Here is a 14383-nt window from a genome sequence, read left to right as displayed (position 1 = left end):
GCGGACCTGCACTGTGCAAAACCACTGCTCTGCCTGGATTCAAGGCACCCTGTGCAGGATGCCTTGAATCCAGGAAGCCAGGTTAAACGACCGCGATCTCTGTCCCATCTGCCTTGTAATCCGCCATCGCGACGCTTTGGATAGCCGGGTCGTCGTACGTGTTCCAGTAATAGGTCATGGTCCGGGAGGAGAAGAGCCCGGTGTACGTGGTCTTTTCGAACTCGCCGGACCCCATGGCGGCACTGCCCTCCACCATCGCAATCTGCTGCAGGGTGTGGAACGCACGGCTGACGTTCTCCTCCTCAGTGGTCTTCTGCGGATAGTGCGCGTTGACATAGGCCGCGCGGACGAACCGGGACGGAGAGTAGTAATCGCCCGGTATCCCCCGCATGAGCGATCCGGATCCGAACGGCGTCAGATGCGCCTGGTTGATCACAACCTCCTCCGGGAAGTCCGGGGACGTGTTGAGGTAGTTGCGGAGGTTTTCATGGTGCCAGCCGAAACCGGGCTGGTTGGTGAGGACGTCGACGTCGTTGTGGAAGACGTTCATGCCTTCACTCGTATGCTCCACCACGATGGCACGGGTCTTGTCGACAATCAGCCAGTGCAGGAGCGAGCTCGGATATTTGTCATTGATGGGCCGGTCCACGATGACCACGTTTTCCAGTGCCGCCTCGACCTCGTCCACAGTGCTGAACTGGGAAGCAACCCAGAGCGGGAACTCAAATGCGGCAACGTTCGTCTTGCCGTCAACCGGCCCCGGAGCGTAGTGCGCGTATCCCGGAAAATTCAGGCCGCCAACAGCCAGGCCCACATCGTTGCCGCAGTCGAAGTACAGCGGCGTGTCCTCCTGCACAATGCCCATGCCGATTACGGCGTGCTGCATGCGCGGCACCACACCGAACGGAGACTTGGTGGCATAACCGGTGGGAGTCACCACCACCCGTTCCCCGAAGTCCGAGGTCCAGTCAAGGTTGCGCGCGAAATAGACGTTGTCATTGCCGTCCGTGTACCTGATGCCTGTGCACATATCGATGCTCCCTGTTATTACGAAACTCTGCCAAAGGCCTCGCTTGTCCGGTGGCCCTGCGCGGGGCGCTCGAGGGGTAAACCGAAGTGATCCGGGCCGGTTGTCCAACCCGTATCCCCCTGCCCCGTTCAGCTTAGGTCCGGACCCCCTGCCGGTGTCAGGGGGATGAGTCAATCCGGGCCCGGGCGGATCGTATTCATCCAGTGCATTCCTGTGTGGTTACTGCAGCAGCCGGCATAGAGGAAGCTGCGCGCAATCGGTGGAAGCGTCCAGAGCACGGCCCGGTACTATCGAAGGTGCGAATCACCCCGCAGCAGGGGTGCTCCGCCGGCAAGATACCGCATACAAATCCAGGAGCCCACAGCCGTTGAACAAGAAATCCCTCACTGCCGACGGGTTCACCGGATTCCGGCCCATTGCGGCCCTCGACATCAACCGGATTCCGCAGCGTCAGGGGATCTTCGTGGTGCTGCGGCCCTCCGGATTTGAGCCCCGGTTCCTTCCCCAAAGCACTGCCGGCACCTTCAAGAAGAAAAATCCGTCCCTTTCGAAGGACCAGCTCTCGGCCGAATGGGTACCGGATGCAGATGTCCTGTTCATCGGCAAAGCCAGCCCCGGCAGCAAGGGGAACCGCGGGCTTCGCCGCCAGATCTCCGAATTCGTGGACTTTGGAAACGGACGGCCCACGGGGCACTGGGACGGGAGGCTGATCTGGCAGCTCGCCGACGCGGAAGACCTGCTGCTGGCGTGGAAAGAACTGCCGGCGGAGAAACTCAACGCTGCGCTGGCGGCCTGCCATGCGCAGTTCCTGCAGGTTCACGGCAGGCTGCCGTTCGCCAACCCGGTTCAAGCCCGCGGCTAGGACCGCTGACCGAAGGCCCGCGGCCGCGACAGAGCGCCCTACGCAGTCTCCGGCCCGGGAGCCTGCATCTGCGGCGGAACGCCGGAGTCCCCGGCTACCGCCACCGCCAAAACCCCCAGCCCTGCGTGGGCCGCCAGGACGGCCGGCAGCGAGCAGATCATCAGCTCAACGTCCGGAGATGTCTCCTCGATGGCTCCGGCCAGCCGCTCGGCCTCGGATTCATTGCCAAAGTGATGCACAGCCACCCGCACCGGACCGGGCCGTGCAGCGATTTCCTGTTGGACCAGTTCGGTGAGCCGGGCCAGCGCCCGGGGCGCCGAACGTACCCGTTCCAGCGGAACCACCTTGCCTGCCTTCACCACCAGGATCGGCTTGACGGCAAACAGGGTGCCGAACCAGCCCGCCGCTGCCCCAATCCGGCCGCCGCGGCGCAGCTGGTCGAGGCTGGGTACATAAAAGAGAATGGCACTGGAGGCGGCGGCAGCGCGGGCCGCGGCCTCCACCGCCGCAGCCGAACCTCCGTCCCGCGCTGTTTCCGCAGCCGCCGTCACGGCGAAGCCCAGACCCATCGCCACGCTGGCCGTATCGACGACGGTGACCGGGAGAGAGGCGGAGCGGGCCGCCAGCCGGGCGGAATCCACTGTTCCGGACAATTCTCCGGACATATGCAGTGACACCACTGAACTGCAGCCCAGGGCGGCGAGTTCTGCGTAGGCAGCCTCAAACTGGCCCGGAGCCGGACGCGAGGTCCGCACATCGGAGCCCTGTGCCAAAGCCAGCGCGAGGGCACCGGCCAGGCGGTCGGTGCCCTCACTGTAAATCTGGTCGCCAATCATGACCGGCATGGATACCACGCGCACCAGATCGGTGACCTCGGCGGAACGTGCCCAGCCAGCCGGCAACGCGGCGGCTGAATCCGTGACCACGCCAACGCGGGGCACGGGGGCGGCACCGGTTTCCCGGAGCCGCCTCCGTTTCGCGCGCGCACTCAGCTTGTCCAGCCAGTCCACGTTCATCCGCCCCTCGTATCGCCGCGCTCCGCGCTGCGGCCGCGCCGTACTTCCTGTAAAAGCGCCAGCCTACGCCGGAACGATGTTCACGAGCTTCGGCGCGCGCACGATCACGGTGCGGATTCGGCGCCCGTCCAGGACCTTCTGCACGGCGTCGGAAGCCAGCGCCAGTTCGCGCAGGTCCTCCTCGCTGATGTCCGCGGACACCTCGAGGCGGTCGCGCACCTTGCCCTGGACCTGGACGACGGCGGTAACCGTGTCCTGGACCAGCAGCGTTTCATCCACGGCGGGCCAGCCGGCGTTGACCACGGAGGCCGGACGGCCCAGCAGGGCCCACAGGTCCTCGGCGGTGTACGGGGCGAACAGGCTCAGGATGATCGCCACGGTTTCGGCGGCTTCGCGGACCGCGGGGTCCGCTCCGCCGACGCCGGAGTCGATCGCCTTGCGGGTGGCGTTGACCAGTTCCATGGTCCGGGCCACCACCACGTTGAACTTGTTGTTCTCCAGCAGCTCGGTGGCGTCGGCAACCGTGCGGTGCGTCAGCGCGCGCAGCTTCTTGTCGCCCTTGGCGAAGTCGACGCCGGGTTCGCTGGTGACACCCTGGCCCAGGCGCCAGGCGCGGGCCAGGAACTTCGCGGAGCCCGACGGCGAAACATCCGCCCAGTCGACGTCGTCCTCCGGCGGGGAAGCGAAGATCATGGTCAGGCGCACGGCGTCGACGCCGTACTTGTCCAGCTGCTGGCCCAGGTCCACCCCGTTGCCCAGGGACTTGGACATGGCCTTGCCGCCGTTCAGGACCTGGCCCTGGTTCAGCAGCGAGCTGAAGGGCTCGCTTGCTTCCAGCAGGCCCATGTCATGGACCACCTTGGTGAAGAAGCGCGCGTAGAGCAGGTGCAGGATGGCGTGTTCGACGCCGCCCACGTACTGGCCCACGGGCATCCAGTTCTTCGCGGCTTCCGGATCGAACGGTCCGTCGGTGTAGTGCGGGGAAACGAAGCGCATGAAGTACCAGGACGAGTCCACGAAGGTGTCCATGGTGTCCGTGTCGCGGCGGGCCGGACCGTCGCAGTTGGGGCAGGAAACGTTGACCCAGTCCTCGGCGGAGGCCAGCGGGGAGGTGCCCTTGGGTGCCAGCGCCTCGCCCTTCAGCCCGGTGGGCAGCGTGACGGGCAGCTGGTCATCCGGGACCGGAACCTCGCCGCACTTCTCGCAGTGGATGATCGGGATGGGCGTGCCCCAGAACCGCTGGCGGGACAGCAGCCAGTCACGCAGCCGGAAGTTCACGAACTTCTCGCCCGTGCCCTGCTCCTGCAGCATCTCGATGGCGGCGGGAATGGCCTCGGACTTCGGCATTCCGTCCAGTTTCCCGGAGTTGATCAGCGTGCCTTCACCGGTGGTGGCAATGCCGGACTCGGCCGGATCTTCTTCGCCGGTGTCCAGGACTGCCTTCACGGGCAGGTCGAAGGTCTTGGCAAAGTCCAGGTCGCGCTGGTCATGCGCGGGCACGGCCATGATGGCGCCGGTGCCGTAGTCGGCCAGCACGTAGTCGGCTGCCCAGACGGGCAGCTTTTCGCCGTTGAGCGGGTTCACGGCGTAGCGGCCGGTGAAAACGCCGGTCTTGGTGCGCTCGGTGGACTGGCGTTCGATGTCCGAGAGCGCCTTGACCTGCTCACGGTAATCCAGCAGGGCGTCCATGTTCTCGTCAGTGGTCAACTCAACCGCCAGCGGGGCGTCGGCTGCCACCACAAAGAACGTTGCCCCGGCGAGGGTATCCGGGCGGGTGGTGAAGACGGTGACCTGCTCGGCCGGCTTGTCGCCGTCGGCCTCGATGGTGAAGCGGACGTGCGCGCCTTCGGAGCGGCCAATCCAGTTCTTCTGCATGGCCAGCACACGCTCGGGCCAGTGGCCCTTGAGCTGGTCCATGTCATCAAGCAGGCGGTCCGCGTAATCGGTGATCTTGAAGTACCACTGGTTCAGCGACTTCTTGGTGACCTGGGTACCGCAGCGTTCGCAGGCTCCGTTGACTACCTGCTCGTTCGCCAGCACGGTCTGGTCCTTGGGGCACCAGTTGACCGGGGAGTTCTTGCGGTAAGCCAGGCCCCGCTCGTAGAAACGCTTGAACAACCACTGCGTCCAGCGGTAGTACTCCGGGTCCGAGGTCTGGATCCGGCGCGACCAGTCCACGCTAATGGCGTAGCGCTTGAAGGATGCCGCCTGCGTGTCAATGTTGCGGTAGGTCCAGTCGCTGGGGTGCGCATTGTTCTTGATGGCCGCGTTTTCCGCCGGCAGGCCAAAGGAGTCCCAGCCGATCGGGTGCAGCACGTCGTAGCCGCGCTGGCGCCAGTACCGCGCGACGACGTCGCCCATGGCAAACGCTTCGGCGTGGCCCATGTGCAGGTCACCGGAGGGGTACGGGAACATGTCCAGCACATAGCGGCGTTCCTTGGAACCGTCGTCGGCTGGCTGGAAGACGCCGAGCTCGTCCCAGACCGCCGGCCATTTCTGCTCGATGTCCGCAAAACTGTAGACGGCCTCTTCAGACTCATCCGTCTGTGACTGCGTACTCACTGTTGTCGCCTCTGTCCTCAAAGAAATCCTGTTGATCCGCGGCCGCCGGTCCCTGCCGGTCCCGCCGCTTAAAACTCACGTTTCGCCATGCTCTCCCCCAGACACACAAAAGCCCCTCGGCAGGCAAGGGGCTGGGCCGCGCACGGACGGTGCGCGGCTACCTAAGGAGGAGGGAAGCGTTCATCTTTCCACTTTACAACAGCCGCCCCTTTGCGGCAGCCGCGCCACAGCCTTATGACGGGGAGATCGCATACAGCAGCGAATCTTCCCACCGGCCCCGAATGAGTTTATGGGCGGGCAGCCGGGCTTCCAGAACCATTCCGGTCTTCTCCAGCACCCTGGATGAAGCCGCGTTGGCCGGGCGGCACGTGGCGGTAATCCGGTTCAGCCCCAGCGTGCCGAAGCCAAAGCCGACGACGGCGGCCGCGGCCTCCGTGGCATAGCCCCTGCCCCAGCGGTCGGCGGCCAGCACATAGCCGACTTCGCCCGCGGACCCGGCAGTTCCAGATCCGGAACCGGAGCCGTTCAGCGTAAGCCCCACGGACCCGAACGGCTCGCCGGCCTGCCCGCCGTCGGCTCTTTCGCCGTCGTCGTCGGTTGTCACGGCGAAGGTGAAGGCCAGCCGGGGAGCCTGCTGCTCCTCGGCGAGGCAGGAAGCCAGGAACTCACGGCTGTCCTGCAGGGTATTGGGGCCCCATTCAACGTATTCGGTCAGCCGCCGGTCGGAGGCGAAGCGGTGTACCGCGGCCAGGTCCGCTTCCCGGTAAGGGCGCAGGAGAAGGCGGGGCGTGTGCAGTTCCATCCGGCGATTCTGCCATGGCTTCACCGAGGTTCCGGCCGGCCCGTATCTTTTTGGCCGGCCAGTGCGTCTACCGGGTAGGAACATGGCGCAGTGCCATGCTTTGCATCAGGCGCCGCCTCGGCGGCGAAAGACGGGATACCGAAAATGACACTCGGGCCCGAGGTGGTGAGTGACGTCCTGCGCCTCCGCGGCGCACACGGGGCACCGCTCATTGCCGAGCTGAAGGGGTACTACTTCTGCCCCGAGGTGGTCGCGGAGGTGGCCGGCGGACTGGGCCTGCCGTTCAAGACCAGCGGCGTGAGCTACTTCTAGCCCAACAGCGAAGGGCCCCGGCGGTTACCCGCCGGGGCCCTTCGGGACGGCCTGTGTCCTTACACCGCCCGAAGGGGCGGTGCCGGTTCACAGACGCTCAAGTGCCTGGGTTAGAGCACGTCCTCATCAACCCAGTCAAAGGTCCGCGTTACGGCCTTGGACCACAGACGCATCTGGCGCTGGCGTTCGCTGTCTTCCATCTGCGGAGCCCAGCGCTTGTCTTCAGCCCACTTGGTCTCCAGCTCATCGGTGTTGTTCCAGAAGCCCACTGCCAGGCCGGCTGCGTAAGCAGCGCCCAGAGCCGTGGTCTCGACAATCTTGGGGCGGACTACGTCCACGCCCAGGATGTCTGCCTGGAACTGCATGAGTGCCTCGTTGGCAACCATGCCGCCGTCCACGCGCAGCTCGGTGAGCGGAACGCCCGAGTCGGCGTTCACGGCGTCGAGCACCTCGCGGGTCTGGAACGCCGTGGCTTCCAGGGCAGCGCGGGCAATGTGGTTCTTGTTCACAAAGCGGGTCAGGCCCACAATGGCGCCGCGTGCGTCGGAGCGCCAGTGCGGAGCGAACAGACCGGAGAAGGCCGGCACAATGTAGACGCCGCCGTTGTCAGTGACCTCATTGGCCAGGGCCTCGATCTCCGGTGCGCTCTGGATCATGCCCAGGTTGTCCCGCAGCCACTGGACCAGTGATCCCGTGACGGCAATGGAGCCTTCCAGTGCGTAAACCGGCTTGGCGTCGCCCAGCTGGTACGCCACCGTGGTGATCAGGCCGTTCTCGGAACGGACAATTTCTTCGCCGGTGTTGAAGATCAGGAAGCAGCCGGTGCCGTAGGTGTTCTTGGCGCTGCCCTGTCCGAAGGCTGCCTGGCCGAACGTAGCGGCCTGCTGGTCGCCCAGGATGCCGGCAACCGGGGTTTCACGCAGCAGCTGCGAGGTGTGGACCGTGCCGTAGACCTCGGAGGAGGACTTGATCTCGGGCATCATGGACAGCGGCACGCCGAAGTCCTTGAGGATGTCCTCGTCCCAGGTGAGGGTCTCCAGGTTCATGAACAGCGTGCGGGAGGCATTGGTGACGTCGGTGATGTGCACGCCGCCGTCGGTGCCGCCGGTGAGGTTCCAGACGATCCAGGAATCGGTGTTGCCGAAGATCAGGTCTCCGGCTTCGGCGCGCTCCCGGGCTCCTTCAACGTTGTCCAGGATCCACTTGATCTTGGTGCCGGAGAAGTAGGTGGCCAGCGGCAGGCCAACGCGGTCCTTGTAACGCTCCAGGCCGCCGTCGGCTGCCAGTTCGTTCACGGTGGGCTGCGTGCGGGTGTCCTGCCAAACAATGGCGTTGTAGACGGGCTCACCGGTGGTCTTGTCCCAAACCACTGCGGTTTCGCGCTGGTTGGTGATGCCGACGGCGGCAATGTCGTGCCGGGTCAGGTTCGCCTTGGACAGCGCGGTACCCACAACTTCGCGGACGTTCGTCCAGATTTCCTGCGGATCGTGCTCCACCCAGCCTGCACGGGGGAAGATCTGCTCGTGTTCTTTCTGGCCCGTGGAGACAATGTTGCCGTCATGGTCAAAGACGATCGCACGGCTGCTGGTGGTGCCCTGGTCAATGGCAATGATGTACGTGGGGTCAGGCATGGTTCGCTCCTTCTACTGCTGAATGGATGAGGGGTTCGAGTCAGTCAACCGGCGTGCGGTCTTAGACAACGGGCATCGGGATGCCGTTGAAGACGATGCCGGCCAGTGAACCGCCGATGATGGGACCAACAATCGGCACCCAGGCGTAGGCCCAGTCGCTCTTGCCCTTGTTGGGGATGGGCAGCAGGGCGTGCACGATGCGCGGGCCGAGGTCACGCGCAGGGTTGATGGCGTAACCGGTGGGGCCGCCGAGGGAAGCACCGATGGCAACCACAAGCAGACCCACGGCCAGCGGGCCAAGCTCGTTGGGAGTTCCGCCGAAGGCCAGGATCACGAAGACCAGCACGAATGTGCCGATAACCTCCGTCACGACGTTCCACCCGTAGGAGCGGATGGCCGGGCCCGTGGAGAACACTCCGAGGATGTTCTCGGCGTCGGGCTCGTCGTCGAACTGCTTCTTGTAGGCCAGCCAGGCCAGCACGGCACCGAGCATTGCACCGAGCAGCTGCGCGCTCAGGTACACGAGCACTGAGACAAAACTCGTCTCCACCCCGGGTGCCAGTTCATCCTTGCCGTTGAAGAGCAGCCCGAAGGTCACTGCCGGGTTGAGGTGCGCACCGGACTGAACAGCCACGAACACACCCGCGAATACACCCAGGCCCCAACCGAAGTTGACCATGAGGGTCCCGCCCCCGCTGCCCTTCGTCTTGCGCAGGGCTACATTCGCCACCACGCCGCAACCCAGCAATATAAGCATTGCTGTTCCTGCGAACTCACTGAGGAATACCTCACCGAGAGTCACCATTGACTTCTCCATCCTTCTCATCTGATGTACCAGCAGATTTTTCGCTGGTTTTGGTTAACTCTGCCATGACTCCATCCCCAGTCAGCCACGGAAAGCGAATGTTCCGCTGACCCGTTTGGGCAGGCAGTGGTGCCATCGTGCCCCATGCAATCAAGGTTCTCCCCCGAAACGCCACAGCGTGCGGAAAGTACAGGTACTTTTCCGGGCCGGGCGGCCCCCTCATCCAGTGCCGCGTGTTGGAAACGATTCCAACGGCGGGCGCCATCCTCGGTAGAGTCTTCTGCATGGAACCGGCACCCAAACTTACACTCAATAACGGCGTTCACATGGATCAGATGGGTTTTGGCACCTACAAGGTTCCCGCCCCGGATGCAGCTTCTCTGGTAGTGGACGCCCTCAAAACGGGCTACCGCCACCTTGATACGGCAGCCTTGTACGGCAATGAGGAGGGTGTTGGCGAGGGCCTGCGGACCTTCACCGAAGGAACCAACACCGTCCGTGATGAGATCTTTCTCACGTCAAAAGTGTGGAACACGGACCAGGGTTACGACTCCACCCTGCGTGCCTTTGATGCCTCCATGTCCCGCCTGGGCCTGGACGTCCTGGACCTGTACCTGATCCACTGGCCGTGTCCCGAGCGGGGTCTGTTCGTCGAGACGTACCGGGCCATGGAAGAGCTGTACCGAGGCGGGCGCATTCGGGCAATCGGCGTGTCCAACTTCCAGCCGGACCACCTGCGCACCCTGCTGGACGCTGCCGACGTGGTTCCGGCGGTCAACCAGGTGGAGCTGCATCCCTGGCTCCAGCAGCGCGAACTGGCCGCGCTGCATGAGGAACTGGGCATCCGCACGGTGGCGTGGAGTCCGCTGGGCCGCGGCGCCGTCCTCGCCGATCCGGTCATCACGTCCCTTGCCGCCGATCTGGGGGTCTCCCCGGCACAGGTCATCCTTCGCTGGCAGATGGAGCAGGGGAACGTCGCAATTCCCAAGGCCAGCTCCCCGGAGCGGATGGCGGAGAATCTTGATGTCTTTTCCTTTGAACTGAGCCCCGCACAGCGCGACGCCATTGCCGGCCTGGACCGGAACCAGCGCTCCGGCTCGCATCCGGACACGGTCAACTAGTGCGCACCGCCTTTCGGGGAAGCACGACGGCGAACATTGCCTTTTCCCGCCGGGCCGTGGTCCGGACGTTTGCCGTGGACGGAACAGTGCAGCGCTGCTGGGATTTTCCCGCAGTACCCGGCCCTGCGGACGGCACGGCATCCAGCGGGCCCGGGGCCCAGGCGCCGCCGATCTTCATGGTCCACGGCTTCCGCGGCGACCATCACGGCCTGCTGCGCATCGTGGAGGCCCTCCCCGGGCACCGGGTCCTGGTTCCGGACCTGCCCGGCTTCGGCTCCGCCCAGCCCCTTCCGGGAACGCACGACGTCGGCGCGTACGCCGGCTTTGTGGCGGCGGCCCTCTCAGGCGGGCTCCCGGATCTGGGCCCGGACACGGTGCTGCTGGGGCATTCCTTCGGTTCCATCATTGCGTCCCGGGTGGCGGCCGGGCATCCGGAACTCATCAGCGAACTCATCCTGGTGAACCCCATCTGTGAACCTGCGTTGGAGGGCCCTAAAGGCATCACCAGCAAGGCCGCGGAGCTGTACTACCTGGCCGCTGCCCGGCTGCCAGAGCGGCTGGGCATGGCCCTGCTGCAGCATCCGGCCATCGTCCGCGGCATGAGCATTTTCATGGCCAAGACCCGGGACCGTTCACTGCGGCGCTGGATCCACGGACAGCATGACGCGTATTTCAGTGCCTTCGCCAACCGGAACGTGGTGCTGGATGCCTTCAGGGCATCGATCTCCTCCACGGTGCGGGACAGCGCCGGCGCCCTCGGCATGCCGGTGCTCCTGGTTGCCGCCGAACGCGACGATCTGGGGTCTGTTGCGGGACAGCAGAGGCTGGCAGCGCTGATGCCGGATGCGGAACTGCACGTGCTGCCGGGGGTCGGCCACCTGGTCCACTATGAGGCGCCGGCCGAGGCGGCGGAACTCATCTCCGAGTTCCTGCGCCGGAGGCATTCATGACCCTGCGCATAGCCATGGATGCACGGTTCACCCGAACGGATCACCACGACGGGATCAGCCGGTACGGTGCCTCCCTGATCGAGGCCGTGTCCCGACACGCGTCCGTGCTGATGCTGATCTCCGATGAACGCCAGCTGGCGCTGCTGCCGGACCTGCCCTGGGTGAAGATCAACAGTCCGCTCTCCCCCGCCGAACTTTTGGTGGCTCTGCGCGTGAACCGGTTTGGCGCCGACGTCGTCTTTTCCCCCATGCAGACCATGGGCAGCTGGGGACGGAAGTATCCGCTGATCCTGACCCTGCATGACCTGATTTACTACTCGAACCCGACGCCGCCGGGCTTCCTCCCGTTCCCGGTGCGGGGCCTGTGGCGGCTGTACCACCTCGCGTACTGGCCGCAGCGGCTGCTGCTGAACCGGGCCGACGTCGTTGCCACGATCAGTGACACCACGCGGTCGCTGATAGCGCGGCACCGGCTCACCAGGCGCCCGGTGCGCATCGTCGGCAACGCTCCGCAGCCGGGCGCGGTGCTGCGCGACCCCGCGGCTGCCCCCGAAAAGATCCTGCTGTACATGGGCTCGTTCATGCCGTACAAAAACGTGGAAACCGTGGTGCGCGGCATGGGGCACCTGCCCGGTTATACGCTGCACCTGCTGAGCCGGATTTCTCCGGCGCGGCGCAGCGAACTGCAGGCACTGGTGCCCGACGGCGCCCGCGTGGTGTTTTCCAACGGCGTCACCGACGCAGAGTACGGTGATTTGCTGCGCAGGGCCACCGCGCTCGTGACCCTGTCCCGGGCCGAAGGGTACGGGCTGCCGATGATTGAGGCCATGGCAGCCGGCACCCCGGTGGTGGCCAGCGACATTCCGATTTTCCGCGAGGTCGCCGGCGGCGCCGCCCTGCTGGTGGACCCGGACAGCCCGGAAGCCTTTGCGGAGGCAGTCTCTGCCCTGGATGATCCGCAGCACTGGCGCAGTGCCTCCAAGGCGGGGCTGAAGCGGGCTGCCGAGTATTCCTGGGAGACCTCCGCCAGGGAGCTCCTTGCCGCCGCCGGTGAGGCCGTCCGCCTGTTCCGGAAGCGCTGACCGGCAATAACGGCACAAAGCGGCCCCGGGCCTGGAGCCCGGGACCGCTTTGGAGAGTCGGTGCGGAAGCACTGCCCCGGAAGGCCGGAATCAGGCCTTCAGGGTCACAACCATCTTGCCCTTGTTGGCGCCCTTCATCAGGTCGATGAAGGCCTGCGGGGCATTCTCCAGACCGTCAACGAAGGTCTCGTCGTAGCTGACGGCACCGTCGCGCAGCCAGCCGGACATCAGGGAGGCGAACTCGTCAGCGTACTGGTTGTAGCTGCCCACGATGAAGCCGCGCAGCGTCAGCTCCTTGCCGATGGCCAGGGCCAGGTTGCGCGGGCCTGTGGGAGCGTCGGTGGTGTTGTACTGGGAAATGGCACCGCACATGGCGATCCGTCCGCCCTTGTTCATCACCGCGATGGCAGCTTCGAGGTGCTCGCCGCCCACGTTGTCGAAGTAGACGTCAATGCCATCCTCGCCGGCAGCCTTCTTCAGCTGCTCCTTCACGGGGCCGTCGTGGTAGTTGAAAGCCTCATCAAAGCCGAGCTCCAGCAGGTGCTGGACCTTCTCGGCGGAACCGGCGCTGCCGATGACCTTCTTGGCGCCCATGGCCTTGGCGATCTGGCCAACAAGGGAACCCACGGCTCCGGCGGCACCGGAAACGAAGACAACGTCGCCTTCCTTGAACTCCGCGACCTTGGTCAGGCCGGCGTAGGCCGTCAAACCGGTCATGCCCAGTACGCCGAGGTAGGTGGTGGCCGGTGCGATCTCGGTGTCGATGATGCGGGCACGGGCGCCGTCCAGGACGGCGTAGTCGCGCCAGCCAAGGCCGTGCAGGACCTTGTCTCCGGGCTTGTGGTCCTCGGAACGGGACTCAACAACTTCGCCGATGGCGCCGCCGTCGAGCGGGGCGTCAATCTGGAAGGGCGGAACGTAGGACTTGACGTCATTCATGCGGCCGCGCATGTACGGATCCACTGACATGTACAGGTTGCGGACCAGGACCTGGCCCTCCTGGAGTTCCGGCACCGGCACCTCGGCCAGGCGGAAGTTCTCGTCCGTCGGCCAGCCTTCGGGACGGGAGGCGAGCTGGATCTGGCGGCTGGTCTGAGGGGAATTCGTCATGGACGATACCTTTCCTTGAGGCGGGCCTGGGGCCCGCCGGGGACAAAAATGGGGGAAATCCGGGGAAATCAGGTGGACGGGAGAGTCAGTTGGACGGCGTCCGGCAAAGGCTAGCCTGCGGCAGTGCGCAGGGCGCGGGTAACTTTCACCAGCGTCTCCTGCAGTGCCCGCAGTTCTTCCGGCGCCAGGCCGGCTGCTTCGGCAACGTGCTGGGACAGCGGCAGGGCTTTTTCCCGCAGGCTGCGCCCATCCGCGGTGAGATGGACTTCCACGCGGCGCTCATCCGTTTCGGAGCGGAGGCGGCGCAGCAGGCCTGCGGCTTCCAGCCGCTTGAGCAGGGGCGAAAGCGTTCCGGAATCGAGTTCCAGGGCGCGGCCCAGGTCCCGGACGCTCCTGCCGTCCTGTTCCCACAGAACCATCAGCACGAGGTACTGCGGGTACGTCAGGCCCAGTTCTTCCAGCAGCGGCCGGTACACCGCGGTGGCGGCACGGGAGGCCGAGTACAGCGAAAAGCAGACCTGGCGGTGGAGGACGTCGTTCATGCTCCGAGCCTAGTCCACAATTTAGTTGTGCACAACCGAATTGGCCTTCGCGTGGTTTTCCGTCGATTTTTCCGTGCACCGCGTCCAGTTTTAAAATGCAGGTAGCCAACTTCTACCCGTACACCGCGCAGGAAGGAGTTTGATGCGCATGGCCTTCGGGTTCGGCGGGCCGCCGGGTTCGGAGGATTCCGGACACCACCGCCCCGAATTCCCCTCCGCCGCTGCTTCGAACGGCGCCGTCCCCGTTGATCTGTACCGCCAGGGGGACCATTACATCCTGAATGCGGATCTGCCCGGCGCGGACCCGGGTTCACTGGAAATCACCCTGGCGGGGCAGCTCCTGACCATCCGGGCGCACCGTACCCTTCGGGATTTTTCGGGTCCCGGCTGGATGGTTGGTGAGCGCGGATGCGGCACGGTCCAGCGGCAGGTCCTCCTCGGCACGGGGATCAACACCGACTGCATCAATGTGCAGTACAACTGCGGGATACTGAGCCTGCTCCTTACGGTAAAGCCGGAACACCGCACACGGAAGATCGGCGTGCGGGTTCGCTGAGC

At 65.1% G+C, this 14383-nt stretch carries 14 protein-coding genes; 6 read left to right on the top strand and 8 right to left on the bottom strand.

What is annotated here, in order from left to right; all coding sequences use genetic code 11:
• Positions 1 to 82: 82 nt before the first annotated feature.
• Complete coding sequence (gene bsh, locus ACIQXM_RS05415) at positions 83 to 1030, bottom strand: choloylglycine hydrolase (RefSeq protein ID WP_400928680.1); 948 nt, start codon at positions 1028 to 1030, stop codon at positions 83 to 85.
• Positions 1031 to 1397: 367 nt separating this feature from the next.
• Here bsh and ACIQXM_RS05410 point away from each other — a divergent pair, with 367 nt between their 5' ends.
• The gene (locus ACIQXM_RS05410) at positions 1398 to 1892 is read left to right on the top strand and encodes a hypothetical protein (protein ID WP_400928677.1); all 495 of its coding nucleotides are present in this window, start codon (positions 1398 to 1400) and stop codon (positions 1890 to 1892) included.
• A gap of 38 nt (positions 1893 to 1930) precedes the next feature.
• On the opposite strand, the gene ACIQXM_RS05405 is transcribed toward ACIQXM_RS05410, so the two are convergent.
• The 3 genes from ACIQXM_RS05405 to ACIQXM_RS05395 all read right to left on the bottom strand — a co-directional run bounded on the left by ACIQXM_RS05405 (position 1931) and on the right by ACIQXM_RS05395 (position 6272).
• Entirely contained in the window at positions 1931 to 2908 is a 978-nt protein-coding gene (locus ACIQXM_RS05405; RefSeq protein WP_400928674.1) for a DegV family protein, read from the bottom strand.
• 63 nt (positions 2909 to 2971) lie between these two features.
• Positions 2972 to 5470 (bottom strand): leucine--tRNA ligase, encoded by a 2499-nt coding sequence (leuS, locus tag ACIQXM_RS05400; RefSeq protein WP_400928672.1) that lies wholly within the window; start codon positions 5468 to 5470, stop codon positions 2972 to 2974.
• Positions 5471 to 5702: 232 nt separating this feature from the next.
• Positions 5703 to 6272 carry a GNAT family N-acetyltransferase gene (locus tag ACIQXM_RS05395; protein ID WP_400928669.1) on the bottom strand — a complete coding sequence of 190 codons (570 nt, stop codon included), beginning with the start codon at positions 6270 to 6272 and terminating at the stop codon, positions 5703 to 5705.
• A 144-nt stretch (positions 6273 to 6416) separates the two neighbouring features.
• On the opposite strand from ACIQXM_RS05395, the gene ACIQXM_RS05390 reads away from it, so the two are divergent.
• Positions 6417 to 6584 carry a hypothetical protein gene (locus ACIQXM_RS05390; RefSeq protein ID WP_400928666.1) on the top strand — a complete coding sequence of 56 codons (168 nt, stop codon included), beginning with the start codon at positions 6417 to 6419 and terminating at the stop codon, positions 6582 to 6584.
• A gap of 110 nt (positions 6585 to 6694) precedes the next feature.
• On the opposite strand, the gene glpK is transcribed toward ACIQXM_RS05390, so the two are convergent.
• Together glpK and ACIQXM_RS05380 are read right to left on the bottom strand one after the other, a co-directional pair.
• Positions 6695 to 8215 carry a glycerol kinase GlpK gene (gene glpK, locus ACIQXM_RS05385; RefSeq protein ID WP_400928663.1) on the bottom strand — a complete coding sequence of 507 codons (1521 nt, stop codon included), beginning with the start codon at positions 8213 to 8215 and terminating at the stop codon, positions 6695 to 6697.
• A gap of 61 nt (positions 8216 to 8276) precedes the next feature.
• Positions 8277 to 9017: an MIP/aquaporin family protein gene (locus ACIQXM_RS05380; protein WP_400929521.1), complete on the bottom strand. Its 741-nt coding sequence runs from the start codon at positions 9015 to 9017 to the stop codon at positions 8277 to 8279.
• Between the two features lie 287 nt (positions 9018 to 9304).
• On the opposite strand from ACIQXM_RS05380, the gene ACIQXM_RS05375 reads away from it, so the two are divergent.
• The 3 genes from ACIQXM_RS05375 to ACIQXM_RS05365 are packed head-to-tail and all read left to right on the top strand — an operon-like array spanning position 9305 to position 12173.
• Positions 9305 to 10141: an aldo/keto reductase gene (locus ACIQXM_RS05375; protein ID WP_400928661.1), complete on the top strand. Its 837-nt coding sequence runs from the start codon at positions 9305 to 9307 to the stop codon at positions 10139 to 10141.
• On the top strand, positions 10141 to 11091 hold the full coding sequence (locus tag ACIQXM_RS05370) for an alpha/beta fold hydrolase (protein WP_400928658.1): 951 nt from the start codon (positions 10141 to 10143) through the stop codon (positions 11089 to 11091). Before ACIQXM_RS05375 ends, ACIQXM_RS05370 begins: the two co-directional genes overlap by 1 nt.
• A 2-nt stretch (positions 11092 to 11093) precedes the next feature.
• The gene (locus ACIQXM_RS05365; protein ID WP_400929518.1) at positions 11094 to 12173 is read left to right on the top strand and encodes a glycosyltransferase family 4 protein; all 1080 of its coding nucleotides are present in this window, start codon (positions 11094 to 11096) and stop codon (positions 12171 to 12173) included.
• A 90-nt stretch (positions 12174 to 12263) separates the two neighbouring features.
• Here ACIQXM_RS05365 and ACIQXM_RS05360 read toward each other — a convergent pair whose 3' ends face one another.
• Together ACIQXM_RS05360 and ACIQXM_RS05355 are read right to left on the bottom strand one after the other, a co-directional pair.
• Positions 12264 to 13283 (bottom strand): NADP-dependent oxidoreductase, encoded by a 1020-nt coding sequence (locus ACIQXM_RS05360; RefSeq protein WP_400928655.1) that lies wholly within the window; start codon positions 13281 to 13283, stop codon positions 12264 to 12266.
• A gap of 110 nt (positions 13284 to 13393) precedes the next feature.
• Positions 13394 to 13825, bottom strand: a complete 432-nt coding sequence (locus tag ACIQXM_RS05355) for a MarR family winged helix-turn-helix transcriptional regulator (RefSeq protein WP_400928652.1) — start codon at positions 13823 to 13825, stop codon at positions 13394 to 13396.
• A 148-nt stretch (positions 13826 to 13973) separates the two neighbouring features.
• Between ACIQXM_RS05355 and ACIQXM_RS05350 the strand changes: the two genes are divergently transcribed.
• On the top strand, positions 13974 to 14381 hold the full coding sequence (locus ACIQXM_RS05350; protein ID WP_400928649.1) for an Hsp20/alpha crystallin family protein: 408 nt from the start codon (positions 13974 to 13976) through the stop codon (positions 14379 to 14381).
• The last annotated feature ends 2 nt before the right edge of the window (positions 14382 to 14383 follow it).

It is taken from the genome of Arthrobacter sp. NPDC097144, assembly GCF_044762205.1.
In the GTDB taxonomy this organism is placed as follows: Bacteria; Actinomycetota; Actinomycetes; order Actinomycetales; family Micrococcaceae; genus Arthrobacter_B.
This window is presented reverse-complemented; position numbering and strand designations above follow the sequence as displayed.

Bases quoted from the DNA above. Each gene is read 5' to 3' on its own strand.
- bsh (WP_400928680.1), bottom strand. From the start codon at position 1,030: ATGTGCACAGGCATCAGGTACACGGACGGCAATGACAACGTCTATTTC.
- ACIQXM_RS05405 (WP_400928674.1), bottom strand. From the start codon at position 2,908: ATGAACGTGGACTGGCTGGACAAGCTGAGTGCGCGCGCGAAACGGAGG.
- ACIQXM_RS05395 (WP_400928669.1), bottom strand. From the start codon at position 6,272: ATGGAACTGCACACGCCCCGCCTTCTCCTGCGCCCTTACCGGGAAGCG.
- ACIQXM_RS05390 (WP_400928666.1), top strand. From the start codon at position 6,417: ATGACACTCGGGCCCGAGGTGGTGAGTGACGTCCTGCGCCTCCGCGGC.
- glpK (WP_400928663.1), bottom strand. From the start codon at position 8,215: ATGCCTGACCCCACGTACATCATTGCCATTGACCAGGGCACCACCAGC.
- ACIQXM_RS05375 (WP_400928661.1), top strand. From the start codon at position 9,305: ATGGAACCGGCACCCAAACTTACACTCAATAACGGCGTTCACATGGAT.
- ACIQXM_RS05360 (WP_400928655.1), bottom strand. From the start codon at position 13,283: ATGACGAATTCCCCTCAGACCAGCCGCCAGATCCAGCTCGCCTCCCGT.
- ACIQXM_RS05355 (WP_400928652.1), bottom strand. From the start codon at position 13,825: ATGAACGACGTCCTCCACCGCCAGGTCTGCTTTTCGCTGTACTCGGCC.
- ACIQXM_RS05350 (WP_400928649.1), top strand. From the start codon at position 13,974: ATGGCCTTCGGGTTCGGCGGGCCGCCGGGTTCGGAGGATTCCGGACAC.